At 49.9% G+C, this 16,583-nt stretch carries 14 protein-coding genes; 13 read left to right on the top strand and 1 reads right to left on the bottom strand.

Translation table 11 applies throughout. The features are described 5' to 3' along the window. Positions 1–24 precede the first annotated feature (24 nt). From ACE5LO_RS15575 to ACE5LO_RS15515, 13 genes are all read left to right on the top strand, one after another. Positions 25–1,701, top strand: a complete 1,677-nt coding sequence (locus ACE5LO_RS15575; RefSeq protein WP_375520936.1) for an ABC transporter substrate-binding protein — start codon at positions 25–27, stop codon at positions 1,699–1,701. A gap of 136 nt (positions 1,702–1,837) precedes the next feature. After that, on the top strand, positions 1,838–2,110 hold the full coding sequence (locus ACE5LO_RS15570) for a hypothetical protein (protein ID WP_375356705.1): 273 nt from the start codon (positions 1,838–1,840) through the stop codon (positions 2,108–2,110). A gap of 594 nt (positions 2,111–2,704) precedes the next feature. Beyond that, complete coding sequence (locus tag ACE5LO_RS15565) at positions 2,705–3,706, top strand: COX aromatic rich motif-containing protein (protein WP_375520935.1); 1,002 nt, start codon at positions 2,705–2,707, stop codon at positions 3,704–3,706. 24 nt (positions 3,707–3,730) lie between these two features. Further along, entirely contained in the window at positions 3,731–5,707 is a 1,977-nt protein-coding gene (locus tag ACE5LO_RS15560; RefSeq protein ID WP_375520934.1) for a cbb3-type cytochrome c oxidase subunit I, read from the top strand. Next, a complete protein-coding gene (cyoC, locus tag ACE5LO_RS15555) occupies positions 5,707–6,312 on the top strand; it encodes a cytochrome o ubiquinol oxidase subunit III (protein ID WP_375520933.1) in 606 nt (201 codons plus the stop codon). The genes ACE5LO_RS15560 and cyoC overlap by 1 nt, the downstream gene beginning before the upstream one ends. Beyond that, positions 6,313–6,645, top strand: coding sequence for a cytochrome o ubiquinol oxidase subunit IV (gene cyoD, locus ACE5LO_RS15550; protein ID WP_375520932.1), 333 nt, complete (start codon positions 6,313–6,315; stop codon positions 6,643–6,645). It abuts the gene before it with no gap. Positions 6,646–6,840: 195 nt separating this feature from the next. Continuing rightward, positions 6,841–8,475: a nickel ABC transporter substrate-binding protein gene (nikA, locus tag ACE5LO_RS15545; RefSeq protein WP_375520931.1), complete on the top strand. Its 1,635-nt coding sequence runs from the start codon at positions 6,841–6,843 to the stop codon at positions 8,473–8,475. 18 nt (positions 8,476–8,493) lie between these two features. After that, positions 8,494–9,438 carry a nickel ABC transporter permease subunit NikB gene (gene nikB / locus ACE5LO_RS15540; protein ID WP_375520930.1) on the top strand — a complete coding sequence of 315 codons (945 nt, stop codon included), beginning with the start codon at positions 8,494–8,496 and terminating at the stop codon, positions 9,436–9,438. Further along, positions 9,435–10,283 carry a nickel ABC transporter permease subunit NikC gene (gene nikC, locus ACE5LO_RS15535; RefSeq protein ID WP_375356696.1) on the top strand — a complete coding sequence of 283 codons (849 nt, stop codon included), beginning with the start codon at positions 9,435–9,437 and terminating at the stop codon, positions 10,281–10,283. The genes nikB and nikC overlap by 4 nt, the downstream gene beginning before the upstream one ends. Next, positions 10,283–11,164: an ABC transporter ATP-binding protein gene (locus tag ACE5LO_RS15530; RefSeq protein ID WP_375520929.1), complete on the top strand. Its 882-nt coding sequence runs from the start codon at positions 10,283–10,285 to the stop codon at positions 11,162–11,164. Before nikC ends, ACE5LO_RS15530 begins: the two co-directional genes overlap by 1 nt. Continuing rightward, positions 11,145–11,975: a nickel import ATP-binding protein NikE gene (gene nikE / locus ACE5LO_RS15525; protein WP_375520928.1), complete on the top strand. Its 831-nt coding sequence runs from the start codon at positions 11,145–11,147 to the stop codon at positions 11,973–11,975. The genes ACE5LO_RS15530 and nikE overlap by 20 nt, the downstream gene beginning before the upstream one ends. Positions 11,976–12,174: 199 nt before the next feature. Continuing rightward, on the top strand, positions 12,175–13,200 hold the full coding sequence (locus tag ACE5LO_RS15520) for a hypothetical protein (RefSeq protein ID WP_375520927.1): 1,026 nt from the start codon (positions 12,175–12,177) through the stop codon (positions 13,198–13,200). A gap of 229 nt (positions 13,201–13,429) precedes the next feature. Next, complete coding sequence (locus tag ACE5LO_RS15515) at positions 13,430–15,391, top strand: heavy metal translocating P-type ATPase (protein ID WP_375521043.1); 1,962 nt, start codon at positions 13,430–13,432, stop codon at positions 15,389–15,391. On the opposite strand, the gene ACE5LO_RS15510 is transcribed toward ACE5LO_RS15515, so the two are convergent. Continuing rightward, a complete protein-coding gene (locus tag ACE5LO_RS15510) occupies positions 15,388–16,125 on the bottom strand; it encodes a ZIP family metal transporter (protein ID WP_375521042.1) in 738 nt (245 codons plus the stop codon). The genes ACE5LO_RS15515 and ACE5LO_RS15510 overlap by 4 nt on opposite strands. Positions 16,126–16,583 lie beyond the last annotated feature (458 nt).

Genomic DNA, 16,583 nt, shown 5'->3' with positions numbered 1-16,583 from the left:
TACTTTTCTCTGGGAGGAACTCATATGTTATCAAGAAAGATTGCGAAATTTACCCTTATTCCATTACTGTCCCTTTCCCTGCTCGCAGGCTGCGGGGGCGGTAAAGAGACGCCTGCCTCAAGCAGCGGAACTGACCCGATTACGTTCACCTTTTTTGGCGCGGACTCGAGTCCGCAATGGAACCATATGAAAGATGAGATCGGACAGGAAATCATTAAACGGACGGGTGTTACTCTTGATGCGGAATATGCAATCAGTGATGGCGGTAAAGATCGTATTTCCCTCATGGCCGCCAGCGGCGATTATCCGGACCTGGTGTCTGCCAAAGCGGAAGTGGCAAAGCTGGTGGATGCTGGCGCCATGCTGGATTTGACGGATCTGATCAATGAACATGCGCCGAATCTGAAGAAGCTGTACGGGCCATACATGGACCGTTTGAAGTACAGTCTTGAAGATCCCTCGATTTACGTGATCCCTTCGTATGCAGGGGTGGATCAGACGTACTTTGATGCTACAGGGGGATTTGAAATTCAGCACAGGGTATTGAAGGAGCTCGGATATCCGGAGGTGAAGACGCTCGAAGATTTTGAAAACGTGCTGAGAGCCTATAAGGAGAAGCACCCGACGATTGACGGGCAACCCACCATTCCGCTTACGCTGGATGCGGATGACTGGAGAATCATGATTACGGTGACCAATCCGGCATTTCAGGCGACCGGGGCCCCGGATGACGGGGAATATTACATCGATCCTCAAACCTATGAAGCCAAGCTGCATTACAAACGACCGGAGGAGAAGGAATATTTCCGCTGGCTGAACAAGATGTACAACGAAGGGCTGCTCGACAAGGAAAGCTTTGTGCAGAAAAGCGACCAGTACAAGTCCAAGATCGCAAGCGGGCGCGTGCTTGGACTGATTGATCAGGAGTGGGGATATCAGGACGCAGAAAATGCTTTGAAAACCGCAGGCAAAGAGGATGCCACCTATGCCCACTTCCCGGTTACATTGTCAGAAGAATACAAAGACCGTACCTTCCAGAGTGCAGGTTTTACCTCAGGCTACGGTGTGGGCATTACGACCTCTTGTAAAGACCCGGTGCGGGCCATTAAATTTCTTGACTTCCTTGCTTCCGAAGAAGGGCAGGTGCTGCTCAATTGGGGGATCGAAGGCAAGCATTACGAGATGAAGGATGGTAAGCGGGTCATTCCGGAGGATGTGCTGAACGAGAAAACCAACAATGCCACCAGCTTCCAAAAAAATACCGGTATCGATCTGTATACGCTGATGAGCGGGCATTACGGAGATGGAGTTAAAGACTCCACAGGCAATTATTATACAACTAAATTCCCGGAGCAGATTGTCGCATCCTACTCCGAGCCCGAGAAAGAAACGTTAAAAGCTTATGGAGTCGAGACCTGGAAGGAGCTGTTCCCGGATAAGGAGGAATTCCCGGTCAAGCCGTGGGGAGCAGCCTACAATCTGACCGTCGAGACCGGCTCCAATTATCATGTTACCTTCGAGAAGACACAGGACATCATCCGCAAACGCATCCCGGAAGCCATTCTGAGCTCGCCCGAAAGCTTTGATGCAGCATATGACGGAATGCTGCAGGAACTGGATGCAGCCGGCGCCGTTAAAATGGAACAGGAGTATACACAACTGATCAAGGACCGCGTGAAATTATGGAGCGGACAGTCTTGATTTGTGATTCTTTCCCTTCTTTTGTTTACCAGGACTCGCATTCTGTTTAATTAAGCATTACATGGTTTCCATGCTTTTGCGGGATACTTAACAGGTATCGGGAATTGGAAATGAGCTTTGGAAGGAGGGTGTTGTTATGTCTTACAGAACCCAGCCCATTGATAAAGTAGAAACAAAGGACAAGCGGATGAAGCGCTCCGTAGCGGCCATGACTTTCTTTTTCTGGGTGGCGTTAATTATAGGATTGGTCACCATCGTGGTCAATTTGAGCTTCTTCAGTGACCGTAATTTGGGGCTGATGATCGGGATCGGTTTTGTGGTGGGAAGTATATTTATTTATTTTATAGGGAAATATATGGGTGCTATACGCAAAAGAGAAGACCAGGAGGATGGCAATGACCTTCGCTAGAGGATGCTTGCACCCATGAATGTACTTAGTGAATTGCTATGAGAAGATCCTCGGTGAGCGGACATGGCTGCGTCGGGGATCTTTTTTTTAAGATTATAGAGGTAGTTCAAAAAGTCATCTTTTGATCACGAAGTAGGTCAGGAAGCGGACTCGACATCGAATCTTGAATTCAGCCGGGCCTAAGCAGATGCTTCCGAAGCATGTTTCCTGCGGAAACATTTCAGGTGCTCACGTACCCCAAAGTACGCTCCGCTCCTCAGTCCCTATCTTCATTCAACTCAAGCGTTTTGAAAAAACGCACTCCGGAAGCATAGGCTTCGGTGCTGAAAACCTGACTTTTTGAACTCTCACTTATAGGTTTTAAAGCCTGAGCAGGCTGAATAGACAGCGTTTTCTTGGGCAAGAATACCGAACCTGATCCGGTGACGATTTGCAAGAGAAAAAAATTTTTTTGAGATTAAATTCACAAAATCAAAAGAAATATCGACAAATTTGTTAACAACGCAAAAAAACGAGTGATTTTCTGCTATCTTATATAAGGACAGAATGTAATGGGTGCGTAGTTAGAGCACATTTTAAGGAGAGGGGAACATCATGAACAAAAAACCAAAAGCTGTTATTGCATTGGTTTTGACCGTGCTCACGGTAGCCTTGATCATTTGGACGTGTTTTTTCTCGGGCGGAAGCTACTGGGTTTTCGATTCCATGGGACCAATTGGCCAAGCGCAAAAAGAGCTGATTATTATTACTACCGTTCTGGCCTCGGTAGTAATTCTCCCGGTCATGGTCATGACATTCGTGATCATCTGGCGCTACCGGGACAGACCGGGCAGCAAGGCCAAATACAAGCCGCATTGGGATGACAGCGCGAAGCTGGAGACGATCTGGTGGGGGATTCCGATCATTATTATCATCGCTATCGGAATAATTACTGCAAAATATACGTATGACCTTGAGCCCTCCAAGCCATTAGCTTCTGCACAGAAACCCATTACCATTCAGGTTAGCTCCCTGGACTGGAAGTGGCTGTTTATGTACCCGGATGAAGGGATTGCAACGGTGAACACCCTGACGATTCCCGAGGACGTGCCGGTCCGCTTCGAACTGACGTCTGATGCTCCGATGAACTCCTTCTGGATTCCTCAGCTCGGCGGGCAAATCTATACGATGTCAGGCATGGCGATGACCCTGCATTTGCAGGCGGATCACCCGGGAACTTATTACGGCTCGGGAGCCAACTTCAGCGGTGAGCATTTTGCGCAAATGAGATTTGACGTGAACGCCGTAACCAGCGACCAATACAATCAATGGGTGCAGCAAGCGAAGCAGGAGAACAACCCGCTCACAGAGGACGGTTATACCGCTCTCGCGCAGCCGGGCGTGGGACAGAAGACAACCTATTCCGCATTCCCTGAAGGTTTGTTTCAACGGATTGTTACGAAATACGTTGTAGAAGGTTCCGAAAATCCTCATGGCGGTCACGGAGCTCACGCGCCAGCCGTAACGGAGACTGCTTCTGCGGAAGCGGCAGCCAAGACTGCGTCGGCTGCCGGCAGTGAAGAGGGGCAAGCAAGTCATTCTAATGCAGGACATTAATGATCTCGGGAAAGGAGGCCCCCAATGCTAGACAGATTGATTGAGTTTGCACAATTCTTTTTCGTTACCGGCGATCCCCTCATTTATGGGGCAATGGTATCGATCGCACTTGCAACAATTGCGATTTTATTCGTGCTGACTTACTTTAAAAAATGGGGCTGGCTCTGGAAAAACTGGTTGACGACGGTTGACCATAAGAAAGTCGGTATTATGTACATCCTGGCATCAATCCTGATGCTGTTCCGCGGTGGTGTGGATGCCCTCATGATGCGTGCCCAAATCGCGCTTCCTGATATTAACTTCCTGCACCCTGAACACTACAACCAGGTATTTACGACACACGGTACGATCATGATCCTCTTCATGGCGATGCCGCTGATGTTCGGTCTTTTCAACATCGCGGTTCCCCTGCAAATCGGGGCGCGCGACGTTGCTTTTCCTTTCCTGAACGCCCTCAGCTTCTGGCTGTTCTTTATGGGTGCGATGCTGTTCAACCTGTCCTTCATTATCGGCGGTTCGCCGGATGCAGGCTGGCTGAGCTATCCGCCTTTGTCAGAGCTGCAGTATAGTCCGGGTGTAGGACAAAACTTCTATATCTGGGGTATACAGATCTCAGGTATCGGTTCACTTGCAACAGGCATCAACTTTATCGTAACAATTATTAAAATGCGCGCTCCGGGCATGACCTGGATGAAGATGCCGATGTTCACATGGTCGGTATTCGCATCTTGTATTATCATCATTTTTGCATTCCCGATTCTGACGGTCACCCTTGCATTGCTGTTCCTGGACCGCTTTGGCGGCGGGCATTTCTTTACGCTTGATATGGGCGGCAATCCGATGATGTATATCAACCTGATCTGGATGTGGGGTCACCCTGAGGTTTATATCGTGGTGCTTCCTGCTTTCGGTATTTATTCGGACGTTATCAGTACATTTGCGAAAAAGAGACTGTTCGGCTACAAATCCATGGTGTTCGCGATGCTGATTATCAGCGTTCTGTCCTTCTTCACTTGGGCTCACCACTTCTTTACGATGGGCTCGGGCGCGGATGTCAATGCCTTCTTTGCGATAAGCACGATGGCGATAGCCATTCCGACAGGGGTTAAAGTATTTAACTGGCTGTTTACGATGTACCGTGGCAAGCTGAGCTTCCCGACACCGATGATGTGGGCGATCGCGTTCATCCCGAACTTCCTGATCGCAGGTCTGACAGGTGTTATGCTTGCCGTTGCACCGGCAGACTTCCAGTTCCATAACAGTTACTTCCTGATCGCTCACTTTCACTCCGCTCTGATCGGCGGTGTTGTGTTCGGTTATTTTGCAGGTCTGTACTACTGGTGGCCTAAAATGTTCGGCTTCTCTCTGCCTGAGAACCTGGGCAAATGGGCGTTCTGGTTTTGGAACATCGGCTTCTATGTCTGCTTCCTGCCGCAATATTCGCTTGGTTTGATGGGTATGACCCGCCGGATCAGCACCTACGGCTGGGATACAGGCTGGGCTCCGCTCAACTTCGTGTCCACGATTGGTGCGTTCCTGATGGGGATTGCGTTCCTCTTCCAGGTTGCACAAATCGGCATGGGCATCAAGCATTACCGCAAGCTGAAAGCATCCGGCGATCCTTGGGATGCACGGACGCTGGAATGGTCCATTCCATCTCCTGCGCCTGAATACAACTTTGCTACCATTCCGCAGGTTACAGACCGTGACGAGTGGTGGGAAGAGAAAGAACGGCGCAAACAGGGAATTCACAAGCAAGAACAGCCAATCGAACCGATCCATATGCCGAAGAACTCGGCCATTCCGTTCATTATGTCGGTGTGCTGGTTTGTTGCAGGCTTCGGCTTTGTATTCGGCTGGTTGATCTTTATCATTCCAGGCTTGCTTGGTGTTGCGGCTTGTATGATCGCCCGTTCCTTCTACTCGTACGACGCGGACTACTATATCCCTGTGGATGAAGTTAAACGCACCGAAGCGGCTATAAGAGGAGGGTCGGTATAATGGCACAAGCAACATCACATCATGGCCACGGCCATGACCATGGACATCACGATCCTCAGGAACTGAAAATGCTCGGCTTCTGGATTTTCCTGGTTACCGACGTTATTTTGTTTAGTACACTGTTCGCTACGTTCGCAGTCCTGCGGAACAATACGGCTGGAGGACCAGGGCCTGAAATTTTCAACATGACAGGTGTGATTCTCGAAACCTTCCTGCTGCTTACGAGCAGTTTTACAAGCGGTATCGCCGTGCTGGCTATGAATAAAGGCAACCTGAAGCAGCTTCTCGCCTGGCTGGTAGTCACTGTACTGCTCGGCCTCGGCTTCCTGGGGCTTGAAATTTACGAGTTTGTAGAAATGGTTCATGAAGGGGCAACCTTCATGACCAGTGCTTATCTGTCTGCGTTCTTTACCTTGGTAGGTACACACGGATTGCACGTTTCCGTAGGTATCTGCTGGATGATCGGCCTCATGATTCAGCTGAAGCGGCGGGGGATTACCGATGTAACCAGAGGTAAAATTTCCGCGATCAGCTTGTATTGGCACTTTTTGGATGCGGTCTGGATTTTCGTACTTTCAGTTGTCTATCTGATGGGGGTGATGTAGATGGCACAGCACCACACAGGCGCGGATTCGCATGGGCATGAGGGTCACGGCTCCGTGAAATCCTACGTTATCGGTTTTATTCTGTCCATCGTTCTGACCATCATTCCGCTGGTTGTTGTTTTAAATCACATGATGGGCAAGACCGCGACCATGGTTGTTATTCTGGTGACCGCCGTTCTGCAATTTATCGTACAGCTCTTCTTCTTCATGCATATCCGTGAGGGAGATGGACCAAAATGGAATGTTATGACCCTGATCCTCGGGGTTGTCATTCTGCTGACGATTGTGGGCGGATCGATCTGGATCATGACTTACAATATGGTTGCTCATTAATGATCTAAACCAAAGGACCTCAAACCCACGATTGAGTGGGGATGAGGTCCTTTTTTAGTAGCCAAATTCAGCTCTGGGCACGATAAATAATCTTGTTGACACTTCTAATTGATAAAGGTTATCATTAGCGTTAATTGATAATAATTATCAATGGTATTCGCAGAAAGAGAGAGACTGAGAGGGGTCAACTAAGAAATGCATACAAGAACGAGGAAATCGATGGTTTTACTAGTGGCGGCAATGCTTCTCTTGTCCAGCGTGCTCGCAGGTTGTTCCAAAGCGGAAAACACACCTGTACAGGGGAATGCTGCGGCAAGCCAAACGGCTGGAGAAAAGGTCGTTACCTTATCTTGGCCACGTGATATCGGACCGATGAATCCGCATGTGTACAATCCGTCGCAGCTTATCGCGCAATCGATGATCTTCGAGCCTTTGGTCAATTACGGTGAAGGGGGCAAACTGGAGCCTGCATTGGCCGAGTCCTGGACAATCTCCGAAGATGGCAAGGAATACATATTTAAAATCCGTCAGGGCGTAAACTTCTCTGATGGTACCCCTTTTAACGCAGCGATTGTGAAAAAGAATTTTGATGCCATTATGAAGAATGTCGATAATCACAGCTGGCTTGGTTTTATCGCGCTTCTGGATAAGACCGAAGCAGTGGATGAGTCCACGTTTAAGCTGACATTAAAAGAACCTTATTATCCGACGATCCAGGAGTTGTCTGTCGTTCGTCCTGTTCGCTTCCTTGGTGAGGCCGGTTTTCCGGATGATGGAGATACATCGAAAGCTGTTAAAGCCCCGATAGGTACAGGACCATGGATGCTGACTGATTATAAAACGGATGAATATGCAACTTTCACCCGCAACCCGAACTATTGGGGCGAGCAGCCGAAGGTGGACAAAATCGTCATCAGAATTATTCCTGACGGCGATACACGCGTGCTGGCTTTTGAGAAGGGCGAACTTGATCTGATTTATGGCGAAGGTATGATCAGCCTGGATGCATACAAGCAGCTTGAGGCATCCGGTGAGTATGAGACCAAACTCTCTGCACCTGTTGCAACGAGACAACTCGTCTTGAATACGGCTAATGAAGCGTTGGCAGACTTGAACGTGCGGCTTGCGCTGCAGGCGGGTTTTAACAAACAGGCGATGGTTGATGGTGTTACGTCCGGATTAGAAGAGAAGGCCGATAACTTGTTGGCTACGAACTTGCCGTATACGAATATTTCAGTTACACCGATTCCTTATGATGTAGAGAAAGCCAAATCCTATCTGGATGAAGCGGGTTGGAAGCTGCCGGAGGGCAAAACAGTTCGGGAAAAGGACGGCAAACCGCTTGAGCTTGAGCTGATCTATGAGAAATCCGAGCAAACTCAAAAGCCGATGGCTGAGACGCTGCAGGCGGAGTGGGCCGCAATCGGTGTTAAACTGAACATTACAGGTCTCGATCTGACCGAGCAAATCAAAAGGTTCCGTGCAAATGACTTTGACCTGAACTTCTTCAGCAACTACGGCTCGCCGTATGACCCGCACTCCTTTATTCAGATTACGGCTGAGAAGGGCTTTGGGATATCGGAAGCATTGGCCAACCTGCCGATGAAGGCGCAGCTTGATCAGCAAATTCATGATGCGCTTGTCTCAACGGATGAGAAGAAGCGTGAAGAGCTGTACGGTTCCATTCTGACGACGATGCAAGAGCAGGCTGCGATTATTCCAATCTCTTATGTAAAAAAAATGATCGTTGCTAACAAGAAACTGGGCGGCGTTGAATTTCCGGCGAATCGGGATGGAAATGCGTTCACAAGTTTACAGATTAACGAGTAAGCAGCAGGGAGGCCATACATGGGCGGATTTATCGGGAAACGGCTGCTTGCTGTCATACCACTCATTTTTTTCGCTACGCTGTTAGCGTTTATCTTAGTCCATCTCTCACCGGTTGATCCGGCTGAAGCTTACCTGACAGCAGCGCATATTCATCCGACCGACGAGATTCTCGCCCAGAAAAGGCATGAATTCGGCTTGGACCAGCCGCTTCCTGTACAATACGCTCATTTCCTGATGAAGATGTGCCGACTGGATTTCGGCACATCTTATCTTTCGAATGAACCGGTTTGGGAAGAGGTAGCCAAGCGAATCCCTGCCACACTTGAGCTGGCGTTCAGCAGTATTGCATTAGCTATACTCATCAGTGTTCCAATCGGATTTTTGTCTGCCATTCACAAGAATGGAATTGTTGATCATCTGGGCAGGATCATTGCTTTTTTTGGGGCATCGATTCCTCAGTTTTGGCTTGGATATTTGCTTATATTCATTTTTTCCGTCAAGCTGGATCTCCTGCCGGTCCAGGGAACCGGCACATGGCTGCATCTTTTGCTCCCTTCGTTAACCTTGGCAATGGGATTGATCGCTATCTATTCCCGTCTGCTGCGTACCACGGTTCTGGAACAATTGCAGGAGTCTTATGTATTGTATGCGAGAACAAGGGGCATAAAAGAGCGGGTCATTCTGAGCAGGCATGTATTGCGTATTGCATTCTCACCGATGCTGACCGGACTAGGGATGAACATGGGAAAATTGCTCGGAGGCACGGTCATTGTGGAGGAAGTGTTCTCCTGGCCCGGATTCGGGCGGTATTTTATTGAAGCGATCTTTAATCGGGACATACCGGTGATTCAATGTTATGTGCTCGTTTCAGCCTGTCTGTTCATTGTGTGCAATTTGCTTGTAGACCTGCTGCAGATGGTGCTTGATCCTCGCATTGCACGGGGAGGGAGGGTTCAGCGATGATTTCCGCATTACGGGTCCGCCTCAGGAATCCCCAAATCGCAATAGCCAGTTCGATTGTTTTACTGCTGCTGTTTCTGCTTACGATTCTCGCCCCCTGGATTGCACCGCATGATCCAGTACAGGTGAACCTCGCGATGAAGCTTAAACCGCCTTCATGGGACTACCCATTGGGGACAGACCAGTTGGGGCGTTGTATATTGTCCCGCCTCTTATATGGAGCACGCGTTTCACTTGGCTTTGCCTCGCTCATATTCATTTCATCGCTTGGCATTGGACTATTCATCGGAACGTTGTCCGGGTATATTGGGGGCTGGGCGGATTATGTCCTCATGCGTTTTTGTGAAGGAGTCATGGCTTTTCCCACACTGGTGCTGGTGCTTGGTCTTGTCGGTGTATTTGGTCCGGGTCTGGCTCAGGTTGTTCTGGCCATGGTGCTTGTACAGTGGGTCTATTATGCCCGCATGTTCAGGGGGATGGTGCTGAGCTTGAAGGAGAGAAATTTCATTGCTGCAGCACGGATCAGCGGCTCCTCGCGATGGAACATCATTAGGCGACATATCATTCCGAACGTTCTTCCGCCGGTTATGGTGATGGGAACGCTGGAGATCGGCTGGGCCATTATGGATATCGCGGCACTTTCCTTTCTGGGGCTTGGCATTCAGCCTCCTTCGCCAGAGTGGGGTGCTATGATTCATGAAGGGAAAGCATATATCCGGAGCAATCCGGAACTGATGCTGTACCCGGGGCTTCTCATTCTGCTTATCGTTGCCATGTTTAATTTGCTAGGCGAAGCTTTGTCGGAACGGCTGGGCGTCAAACGTGTTGGAAAGGACGTGGAGCTTTAATGATTAAACCGGAGCCTGTACTGGAAGTAAACGGACTAAAGGTCAAAGCGTATACGCCGGATGGCATTGTCCCTCTCGTCCATGGGATCAGCTTCGAGCTACAGCCAGGAAGGGTGCTCGGCATTGTTGGCGAGAGCGGTTGCGGAAAGACGGTGACCAGTTTGGCGCTGCTGCAGCTGCTTGACCGCAAGCAAACTTTCATTGAAGGCAGCATACGGCTCCAGGGTGTTGAACTAAACGGCATGAGACCACGTGTTATGCGATCCATTCGAGGGAGAGATATCGGCATTATCATGCAAAATCCGATGAATGTATTTTCTCCTGTCACGACGATCGGCTCCCAATTCATTGAGACGATTCGAACACATGCAAGGCTTACGCGGAGGGAAGCAGCAGAGTTGGCCATCACTTCGATGGAGGATGTCCGCTTGCCGAATGCGGCCGATGTCATGCGTCGCTATCCGTTTCAACTAAGCGGCGGGATGCTGCAGCGGGTGATGATCGCCATCTCCATGTGCTTAAAGCCGGCGGTCATTATCGCAGATGAGCCGACGACAGCGCTGGATGCGGTTAATCAGCTGCAGGTTTTGCGGCAGCTGGACCAGCTGCGCCGGAACTATGGCACCTCGGTTCTGCTGATCTCTCATGATTTGGGGGTTATTGCGGAACTGGCCGATGATGTGATAGTTATGCAGCACGGTCAAATCGTCGAACGGGCGGATGTATATGAGCTATTCGATCATCCGCAGCATGCGTATACGAAGCAGCTTCTGCAAGCACGGCCAGCCTTGAAGTCCAACGCTCCCGGGCGTTCAAACACGCATAAACCAGGAGTTGAAGCAGAAGAGTATGGAGGGTTAGATGAGTCTTTTACAGGTTAAGGATATCTCTCATGCATACCGTTCATCCAAACGGCTGTGGCGGTCTGGAAGTCTGACGGCAGTGCTTTCGAAGGTGTCGTTTGCAATTGAACCGGGTCAATGCCTGGGCCTGCTCGGTACAAGCGGGGCAGGCAAGAGTACACTGGGCAAGGTCATTCTTGGTATGGAACAGCCGCGTCAGGGACGGGTTATCTTCCAGGGACATGACCTGTACAATGTGGATCCACAAACAGCCAGATTGCTTCGGAGGGATCTACAGGTGGTGTTTCAAGATTGCTACTCTTCGGTCAATCCGCGAATGACTGCCGAGCAGATCATCGCGGAGCCGCTGGATAATTACGAGAATCTCACCCGGGTTGACCGGAAACGGCGGGTTGGAGAACTTCTTGAAGCAGTTGGGTTAAAGGCAGCAGATATGCAGAGGTATCCCCATACATTCAGCGGCGGGCAGCTCCAGCGTATTAATATCGCACGAGCAATCGCTTTGAAGCCGAAGCTGATCGTACTTGACGAACCTGTCAGCAGTCTGGATATGGTGAATCAAACCCGGATTTTGACCCTCCTTAGCGAATTGAAAGCGACCCTTGGTCTTTCGTATCTTTTTATAACGCATGATGTAAAGGCGGCACATATAATTTCAGATTCGCTGGCTGTAATGAAAGAAGGGCGGATTGTGGAGCTGTGTAGTGACAAAAACCAACTGGCGGCATCCACACATCCCGCGGTGTGTGAGTTGTACGCTTCTGTCCTTCCGGAGCACCCTCGGGATCGTTTGCTCGGAAGAGAGGCCAGCGGTCCGACTTCTCCATAAACTAATCGAATGAAACAAATAGATCCTCATCCCCAAACCGGGACTGAGGATCTATTTGTTTAATGGCAGGAATATGAGGTAGGAGTATAAATCCAATGTTAGCTTAATACGCTAGAGGAGTAATGCAGTTCCACACCTTGGTAAGCGCTTACTGACAACTTGCTTCATGAGTGAGCCGGATCGAAAGGAAGGTGTATCCATGGATTACGATTTGGATAAGGAGGAGACTGCGATAAGCAGTAAATCTGTTCCTTTGCTGGTGGAGCTTGTTCAAAGAGGCGTCATGAGCAAACCGAATGCGCTGCTGCAGCATTTTCTGGAGGATGCAATCCGCAGGCATTCTGACGCAGCCCTGTTTCATGCACCGTGGAATTCAGCAGAGGACACCTTGCTGGAATGGTGCGACGATTTCCGGTTTTTGCGGCTGCGGTTGAACGCCGGTTGGGAGAGCAGGATGGTGTCGCGCGGAAGAAAAGCTGATGGGCTTTGTCTCTTTAACAGTGGGCTGCGGCAGGAGGGGAAAATAGCCGATTTGCTTCAATCCTATATGTCCGCTAGTACCCCGGAGAAGCGCAGCTTGTTGTCCGGCCGGATGATCAGCAGGCTTAAGCACGAGTATGAGTACTGGTTTGAGCATATGAAAGGCCGGCCGGTAACCATGTCTCTTGTCCAGGAGTCAGGCGTCTCTCTGCATAAGGATTATTTTCTGGATCAGCAGCTGGAGGCGTTCATGCGTGCAGCGCTTAAGGCTATGAGGAATGGCTGGGAGCCGGTGCCCGAGATTGTAATCGCCAATCCCGGAGAAGCAGATACGTTCAGAAAGCTGCGCGAATGGGTGGATGCTGTAGCCGAGCAGACGTTATGGACTTACTACCATAGTGTGCCTTACCGCATCGGTGTGCTGCTGTCTGCCGACCAAGCCTTGCCGGCTGCTGCAGCGGAGCTTGCATATTATACCGACTTGCTCTTTATTGATTGCACGCAAATGTTTCTCAATTATGCTGAACTTGATAAAATTATAAAATCCGTACGCAGGATCAGGCCCGCCATGGAGATATGGGCCATTTTCAGCCATATGGATGAGCATACGGAGCCTGCCTTTCAATCGGGCGTTTCGGGGTTCGTCTGCCCTCCGTCCGAGGCGGCGTTCATTAAACTTAAAGCAGCGCAGCTGGCACTGCGGCAGAATCAAGGCGGAGAAGGAATGTGGCAAATTTTTGGATGAAGGCTTCTTGTCCGGTTGGCCTATTTTTAGTTCGGCATGTTTACATTTCCCGGGTGCAAGGAGTATAATGAAATAAATTTTCATCAATACAAAATATTTGATTAATTGCAAAATTGATTATCATTCTCATTTAAACATGCTGCTTTGCCTATATGGCGAAGCAGCATGTGTCATTTTAAGGGCAGTAACAATGGCTCTCATTCTCAATTAGAAAAGGACTGTGATGAAAATGCAGGCTATCAACAACGTTTTTCCCCCTTCTGTCAGAGTTGGAGCGGCTAAAACGGGCAATCAGGGACCCGGCCGCAAACGCCAGTTTCAGCTTAGCAGCATGCTTAAAAACAAAGAAATACAAACGGCAGCGGCTAGCGGTATTCTGATGCTGTCGGCATGGGCAGTGTCTCATTGGTCGTATTGGCTGTCTATTGTGCTGTATATTTTGTCCTATACGCTTGGCGGATGGGCCAAGGCGCGGGATGGTATAGAAACACTGGTGAAAGAGCGTGATCTGGATGTAAATCTGCTGATGATCGCGGCTTCGCTCGGTGCTGCCGCTATCGGCTACTGGAATGAAGGGGCGATGCTTATCTTCATATTTGCGCTCAGCGGTGCGCTTGAGAGCTATACGAACGAGCGCAGCAGCAAGGACATTTCGGAGCTGATGGCGTTAAAGCCTGAGACGGCGCTTCGCCTTACCGGCAAGGAGATGGAAACGGTAAACATAGATGAACTCGTTCCAGGAGATCTGCTGCTCGTCAAGCCGGGCGAACTGATTCCTGCTGACGGGCGCGTTACCAAGGGATTTTCTGTTGTCAATCAGGCGTCCATTACAGGGGAGTCGGTGCCTGTGGACAAAACAGCGGGAGATGAAGTGTACGCAGGCACTTTGAACGGGGAAGGCGTATTGTACGTGGAGGTCACGAAAAACACCGAGGAAACGCTGTTCGCCAAAATTATCAGGCTGGTGGAGGAGGCGCAGACGGAGGTCCCGGACTCGCAGCGTTTTATCAAGCGCTTTGAATCCGTTTATGCACGGATCGTGGTAGGTGTTACCCTTCTGCTTATCGCCGGTGCTCCGCTTCTGCTGGGCTGGAGCTGGCAGCAAGCCTTCTATAAGGCGATGGTATTCCTGGTAGTGGCGTCTCCCTGTGCTCTTGTTTCTTCTATTATGCCGGCGGTATTGTCCACGATATCGAACAGAGCACGCAAAGGAATCCTCTTTAAGGGCGGGGCGCATGTTGAAAATATGGCTTTGACCGCTGTCGTGGCCTTTGACAAGACGGGCACGCTGACTGTCGGAGCGCCAATAATAACGGACTGGGTGACAGCCGAGGGATATGCGGAGGATGAAGTGCTTTCAACGGCAGCGTCCATTGAGGCATTTTCCATGCACCCGCTGGCAAGAGCTGTGGTGAAGAAAGCGGCTGAACGGCTTCTCACCCTGCCGGAAGCGGCAAATGTTCAATCGCTGACAGGCTGGGGAATGGAAGGCGAGGTTCATGGCACACACTGGAAAATTGGACGGACCGATATCCTTGATCAAGTGGAGAATGCCGCGTTGTGGAAGGAATTGCGCAGCCAATTCGAAGGGGAAGGCAAGACAGTATCTGTCATTCTGCATGAAGGGCAGGTTGCCGCATTGTTTGCTATGCGTGATGAGCTGCGCCCGCAGGCGTCCGAAGCGGTACAGCGTCTGCGCAGCATGGGCGTGAAGGTGGTCATGCTGACAGGTGACCGTCATGAGACGGCATCCGTCATTGCAGCCCAAGCTGGAGTAGACCAAGTGTATGCAGGACTCACCCCTGAAGACAAGGTTAATCATGTCAGAGGCTTGCGGGAGCGTTATGGCCATGTCGTGATGGTCGGAGACGGTGTAAATGATGCACCGGCTCTCGGGGCGGCAACAGTAGGCCTGGGCATGGGCATGAATGGAAGCGGTGCGGCACTTGAGGTGGCCGATGTCGTTCTGATGAATGATGGTATTGAAGAGATTGCTCCGACTATTGCATTGGCCCGCCGCGCCCAGCGGATTATCAAGCAGAATATGATTTTTGCGATAACGGTTATTCTGCTGCTGATTGCGGGCAACTTTCTGGAGAACATTGCGCTTCCACTGGGGGTAGTTGGACATGAAGGAAGCACACTGCTTGTGATCCTGAACGGGCTTCGTCTGCTTCGCTCCCGACATTAAAGCCATTCCGTCAGGCCGATCATGGTGAGCAGTCCGAGCAAAAAGGATAAGGTGGCCGTACGCTGATTGCCGTCTCCGTGGCTTTCAGGGATCAGTTCCTTGTAGACGATGAACATCATCGCACCGGCGGCGAATGCCAGTCCATAGGGCACCAAGCCGGAAACAAAGGAACTCAGATAATATCCGATTATGCTGGTCACGATCTCGACTGCCCCCGTCAGTGTTGCAATGCCCAGCGCCTTTAGCCGACCTACATTCTGGTTAACGAGAAACAGAGCAACAATAAAGCCTTCCGGGGCATTTTGCAAACCGATGGAGAAGGCGATCAGGTTGCCCAGGTTCTGATCCTCACTGGCGTAGCTGACCCCGACCGACAGCCCCTCGGGAAGATTGTGCAGTGTGATGGCCGCAATAATCAGAAAAGCCTTGGCCTCGATGGGCACAAGAGGTCCCTGATCGGGATTTTCCAAATCAACATGGGGGATATTCATCTCCAGTACAAGCAGCACGAGCGCCCCCAGCAGCAGCCCTGCGGTCAAAACAAACAAGTTGGAATGGCCGAGCGCCTCGGGAATCAGGTTATACATGGAGGCTGAGGTCATAATGCCTGCTGCGAAAGCGAGCATGATGTCGCGCAGGCGGTGGGTTATAGTTCTCCTCATGAATAGAATCGGTATAGCGCCGATTCCTGTAGAGAAGGCAGATATAAAGCTGCCGATCAGTACATCGTACATTGCCGCAAATTCCTCCACCTTTACATCTCTTGTCATTCATGAAAACTTCATTTGACTCTTTTCAGGCAGTCCAGCATAATGAATATTAATTTAGAATGATTATAAGAAAAACGTCTATCGACGTAAATTCAAAGAAGCCAGACCGCGTTTAGCAGTAGTTTTTCTTGGGGTCAAGCTCAAGCTGCGGATATTCAGATTTTCTAATGTATGCTGCTGTCCGGACGGATGATGCTATTTCCGGTGAATGCTTTTACTGTGATGTCTCATCATTTTAAGCATGACCCTATTATTTTGTATGAATACAAAAAAAGCAACCTGTATCCTTTATAGTGCGTGTTCAAACTAACATGGTCTGACGACCACCACCAAAGATGAAAATGATGTGTTGTGCGTTTGAAGTCTTGCTCTGCCATCAATACTGGTAATGGACAGGTCTAAGGTCGAAACTTTTTTGGTGG

This window comes from Paenibacillus medicaginis (assembly GCF_042138635.1).
Lineage (GTDB): Bacteria > Bacillota > Bacilli > Paenibacillales > Paenibacillaceae > Paenibacillus > Paenibacillus medicaginis.
Note: the sequence above shows the minus strand (reverse complement) of the source record. Positions and strands in the feature narration are given on the sequence as shown.